The sequence below is a fragment of the Xanthomonas sp. SHU 199 genome (assembly GCF_000364665.1).
Taxonomy (GTDB): Bacteria; Pseudomonadota; Gammaproteobacteria; order Xanthomonadales; family Xanthomonadaceae; genus Xanthomonas_A; species Xanthomonas_A sontii.
Genome location: NZ_AQOI01000216.1, coordinates 1 through 4,675, shown reverse-complemented (window position 1 = coordinate 4,675; position 4,675 = coordinate 1). Strand labels below are relative to the sequence as shown.

Annotated in this window: 5 protein-coding genes and 1 pseudogene; all 6 read left to right on the top strand. The window is 71.9% G+C overall.

Translation table 11 applies throughout. The features are described from left to right. Positions 1 to 747: flagellar M-ring protein FliF C-terminal domain-containing protein (locus D183_RS0108805; protein WP_017908682.1), on the top strand; the 747-nt coding region annotated here is incomplete at its 5' end. A gap of 10 nt (positions 748 to 757) precedes the next feature. Beyond that, positions 758 to 1,747 (top strand): flagellar motor switch protein FliG, encoded by a 990-nt coding sequence (gene fliG, locus D183_RS0108800; protein WP_017908681.1) that lies wholly within the window; start codon positions 758 to 760, stop codon positions 1,745 to 1,747. Continuing rightward, on the top strand, positions 1,744 to 2,367 hold the full coding sequence (locus D183_RS0108795; protein WP_017908680.1) for a FliH/SctL family protein: 624 nt from the start codon (positions 1,744 to 1,746) through the stop codon (positions 2,365 to 2,367). Before fliG ends, D183_RS0108795 begins: the two co-directional genes overlap by 4 nt. Beyond that, positions 2,364 to 3,740, top strand: a complete 1,377-nt coding sequence (fliI, locus tag D183_RS0108790) for a flagellar protein export ATPase FliI (protein ID WP_017908679.1) — start codon at positions 2,364 to 2,366, stop codon at positions 3,738 to 3,740. The genes D183_RS0108795 and fliI overlap by 4 nt, the downstream gene beginning before the upstream one ends. 3 nt (positions 3,741 to 3,743) lie before the next feature. After that, on the top strand, positions 3,744 to 4,205 hold the full coding sequence (gene fliJ / locus D183_RS0108785) for a flagellar export protein FliJ (RefSeq protein ID WP_010341649.1): 462 nt from the start codon (positions 3,744 to 3,746) through the stop codon (positions 4,203 to 4,205). Then, positions 4,202 to 4,675 (top strand): annotated as a pseudogene (locus D183_RS0108780) (hypothetical protein); the annotation flags it as partial. The gene fliJ and the pseudogene D183_RS0108780, both read left to right, overlap by 4 nt.

Genomic DNA, 4,675 nt, shown 5'->3' with positions numbered 1-4,675 from the left:
GCGCCGGGCCAGCCGGGCGCCACCGGTGCCCCGCCCGTCGCCGGCACCGGCACCCAGCAGGCCGCCGCCGCGACCCCGACCGAAAGCTCCAAGAGCGCCACCCGCAACTACGAGCTGGACCGCACCCTGCAGCACACCCGGCAGCCGGCCGGACGGATCAAGCGCGTCTCGGTGGCCGTGCTGGTGGACCACGTGATGCGTCCCGGCGCCAAGGGCAAGATGACCGAGCAGGCGCTCAGCGCCGCCGAACTGACCCGCATCGAAGGCCTGGTCAAGCAGGCGGTGGGCTTCAATGCCGAACGCGGCGACACCGTCTCGGTGATGAACGCCCCGTTCGTCCGCCAGGCCCCGGAAGCGGCCGACAAGCCCGGCTGGTGGGAAGATCCGCGGGTGATGAACGTCGCGCGCCTGGTGCTGGGTGCGGCGGTGGTGCTGGCGCTGCTGTTCGGCGTGCTGCGCCCGGCGCTGCGCCAGATCGCCGGTCCCGCGCCGGCCGCGTCGGTGGGCCACGACCGCGACGGCAACGAGCCGCGCGACGCCAAGCTGTCGATGCTCGACGACGACAACCCGCTGCTGCCGTCGCTGGGCGAGGACACCGCCAGCCTCAGCGGCGGCGCTGGCGGCAACCCCGCCATCGCCCTGCCCGACGCCTACGAGGAACGGTTGCGTCAGGCCCGCGAAGCGGTCAAACAGGATTCCAAGCGCGTGGCGCAGGTCGTGAAGGGATGGGTCGCCAGTGAAGCCTGATGCGAATGCAATGAATGGCACCCAGCGCGCCGCCGTGCTGCTGCTGTCGCTCGGCGAGGCCGACGCGGCCGAGGTGCTCAAGCACATGGATCCCAAGGAGGTGCAGAAGATCGGCATCGCCATGGCGACGCTGAGCGGCATCTCGCGCGACCAGGTCGAGAAGGTCATGGAGGAGTTCAACGCCGAGCTGGGCAGCAAGACCTCGCTGGGCGTGGGCGCCGACGACTACATCCGCAACGTGCTGGTGCAGGCGCTGGGCGCCGACAAGGCCGGCAGCCTGATCGACCGCATCCTGCTGGGCCGCAATACCACCGGCCTGGACACCCTGAAGTGGATGGACCCGCGCTCCATCGCCGACCTGGTGCGCAACGAGCATCCGCAGATCATCGCCATCGTGATGGCGCACCTGGACAGCGACCAGGCCGCCGAGGCGCTGAAGCTGCTGCCCGAGCGCACCCGCGCCGACGTGCTGATGCGCATCGCCACGCTCGACGGCATCCCGCCGCACGCGCTCAACGAGCTCAACGAGATCATGGAGCGGCAGTTCTCCGGCAACCAGAACCTGAAGTCGTCCAACGTGGGCGGGGTCAAGGTCGCGGCCAACATCCTCAACTTCCTGGACGGCGGCTCGGACCAGGGCGTGCTGACGGCGATCAGCAAGATCGACGCCGACCTTGGCAGCCGCATCCAGGACCTGATGTTCGTGTTCGACAACCTGGTGGAGCTGGACGACCGCGGCCTGCAGACCATGCTGCGCGAAGTCAGCGGCGACCGTCTCGGCCTGGCCCTGCGCGGCGCCGACATCAAGGTGCGCGACAAGATCACCAAGAACATGTCCCAGCGCGCCGCCGAGATCCTGCTGGAAGACATGGAGGCGCGCGGCCCGGTGCGCCTGTCCGATGTGGAAGCCGCGCAGAAGGAGATCCTGGCGATCGTGCGGCGCCTGGCCGACGAAGGCGTGATCAGCCTGGGCGGTAGCGGTGCGGAGGCCATGGTATGAACGGCAACGTGGTGCGCTGGCTGGCGCCGGAACTCGATGCCCCGTCCGCGCTGGCGGCGCTGCCCTACGAAGACGCGCTGCCGGACGAGCCGGTGCTGCGTCCGCCGAGCCTGGAGGAGATCCAGGCGATCGAGGCCGCGGCCCAGCATGAAGGCTTCGAACGCGGCCACGCCGAGGGCCTGGCCCAGGGCCAGGCCGAGATCCGCCGCCTCACCGCACAGATCGAAGGCATCCTGGACAACTTCTCGCGGCCGCTGGCGCGGCTGGAGAACGAGGTGGTCGGCGCGCTCGGCGAGCTGGCCGTGCGCATCGCCGGCAGCCTGGTCGGCCGTGCCTACCAGGCCGACCCGGTGCTGCTGTCGGAACTGGTCGCCGAGGCGCTGGACGCGGTCGGCGGCGCGCGCCGCGACGTCGAGGTGCGCCTGCACCCCGACGACATCGCCGCGCTGACCCCGCTGCTGACGCTGATGGATCAGGGCATCCGGCTGGTGCCGGACCTGAGCCTGAGCCGCGGCGACCTGCGCGTGCACGCCGAATCGGTGCGCATCGACGGCACCCTCGAGGCGCGCCTGCGCGCGGCCTTGGAAACGGTGATGCGCAAGTCCGGAGCGGGCCTGTGAGCGCGCTGTCCGGCACCCACCCCGCCGACTGGCTGGATGCGCGCAACCTGCGCCTGGCCGGCCGCCTCGGCAAGCTCGATCTGGACGTGGCCGCCGGCCGCGGCCTGATCCGCGAAGGCATCCTGCGCCGCGCGGTCGGCCTGACCCTGGAAGCGGTCGGTTGCGAGGCGCCGATGGGCGCCACCTGCAAGGTCGAGGTCGACGGCGGCTGGGTCGACGCGGAAGTGGTCGGCTTCTCCGGCGACCGCACCTCGCTGATGCCCAGCGCCGAAACCCACGGCCTGCTGCCCAACGCGCGGGTGGTGCCGCTGCACCGCCGCGGCGGCGTCGAAGTGGGCGAAGGCCTGCTCGGCCGGGTGATCGACTCGGACGGCGTGCCGCTGGACGGCAAGGGCCCGATCCGCGCCGAAGGCTCGGTGGGCATGGCCGGCGTGTCGATCAACCCGCTGGCGCGCGAACCGATCACCACCCCGCTGGACGTGGGCGTGCGCGCGATCAACGCGCTGCTGCCGATCGGCCGCGGCCAGCGCGTGGGCCTGTTCGCCGGCTCCGGCGTCGGCAAGTCCACCCTGCTGGGCATGATGACCCGCTACACCGCCGCCGACGTGATCGTGGTCGGGCTGATCGGCGAACGCGGCCGCGAAGTGCGCGATTTCGTCGAGACCACCCTGGGCGAGGAAGGCCTGCGCCGCGCCGTGGTGGTCGCCGCCCCGGCCGACCGCCCGCCGCTGGCGCGCCTGCACGGCGCCTACCGCGCCACCGCCATCGCCGAATGGTTCCGCGACCAGGGCCTGAACGTGCTGCTGCTGATGGACTCGCTGACCCGCTTCGCCCAGGCCCAGCGCGAGATCGGCCTGTCGGTGGGCGAGCCGCCGACCACCCGCGGCTATCCGCCGTCGGTGTTCGCCAAGCTGCCGGCGCTGGTCGAACGCGCCGGCAACGGCGCCAAGGGCCGCGGCTCGATCACCGCCTTCTACACCGTGCTCACCGAAGGCGACGATCCGCAGGACCCGATCGCCGATGCCGCGCGCGCCATCCTCGACGGCCACATCCTGCTGTCGCGGCGCGTCGCCGATAGCGGCCTGTACCCGGCCATCGACGTCGAGTCCTCGGTCAGCCGCGTGGTCCAGGACATCGCCGACGAGCCGTGGCGGATGCGCATCCGCTCGCTGAAGCGGCTGGTGGCCGCGTACTCGGCCAACCGCGACCTGATCACCATCGGCGCCTACCAGCGCGGCAACGATCCGGCCGTGGACGAAGCGCTGGAGCGCTGGCCGGAGATCATGGAATTCCTCGGACAGGACGTCGCCAAAGCCGCAGATCTGCCCCACAGCCAGGCCGCCCTCAAGCGCCTGGTCGACCGCGAGAACTAAGCCATGATGCAATCGCAACGTCTCGATCCCCTGCTCCGCCGCGCCCAGCAGCACGAAGACGAGGTCGCGCGCGATCTCGCCGAGCGCCAGCGCGCCCTGGCCACCCACGAGTCGCGGCTGGAGGAACTGCGCCGCTACGCCGAGGAGTACGCCAACAGCCAGATGGCCGCGACCAGCCTGGCGCAACTGGCCAACCGCCGCGCCTTCCTGGACCGGCTGGAGAGCGCGGTGCAGCAGCAGTGCCAGACCGTCGACCGCAACCGCGAAAAGGTGGAGATGGAGCGCAGCCGGCTGCTGCTGGCCAGCCGCGACAAGCAGGTGCTGGAACAGCTCGCGGCCAGCTACCGCGCGCAGGAACGCAAGGTCGACGACCGCCGCAGCCAGCGCGAGATGGACGACCTGGGCGCGCGCCGCGCGCGCCTGGCGGCCACCGCCGACGAACACGATGACGGAGACGGACGATGAACAACGCGCTTTCCGCGCTGGGCGGCAGTGGCCGCGCCAGCCAGATCGGCGGCGGCAACGACACGCAGGGCACCGACCGCGCCGGCGGCAAGGACAAGGACTTCGCCAAGCTGCTCGGCGGCGGCGGCTCGGCGCGTACCACCGCGCCCAAGCCCGCCGCCCGCGAGACGCCCAAGCCGGCGCAGAACGCCGGCAAGGACCAGGCGGACAAGCGTCCGGCCGCCGCGGACGACACCGCCAGCGACCCCGCGCGCACCGCGCAGGCCGGCGACAAGGTCGCCCAGGACGCCGAGAAGAGCAGCACCGAGACCAAGGCCTCGGGCAGCGACAAGGGCAAGGCCAAGACCGAAGACAAGCACGAGGACGCCAAGTCCGACGACAGCGCCTGGCCGCCGGCCGGGCTGGCCGGCATCGGCCTGGGCCTGCTGCCGGCGATCGGCGCGGCAGTGCTGCCGGCGGCCACCGCGACC

Coding starts and splice junctions, on each gene's coding strand:
- fliG (WP_017908681.1), top strand. CDS start 758: ATGAATGGCACCCAGCGCGCCGCCGTGCTGCTGCTGTCGCTCGGCGAG.
- D183_RS0108795 (WP_017908680.1), top strand. CDS start 1,744: ATGAACGGCAACGTGGTGCGCTGGCTGGCGCCGGAACTCGATGCCCCG.
- fliJ (WP_010341649.1), top strand. CDS start 3,744: ATGATGCAATCGCAACGTCTCGATCCCCTGCTCCGCCGCGCCCAGCAG.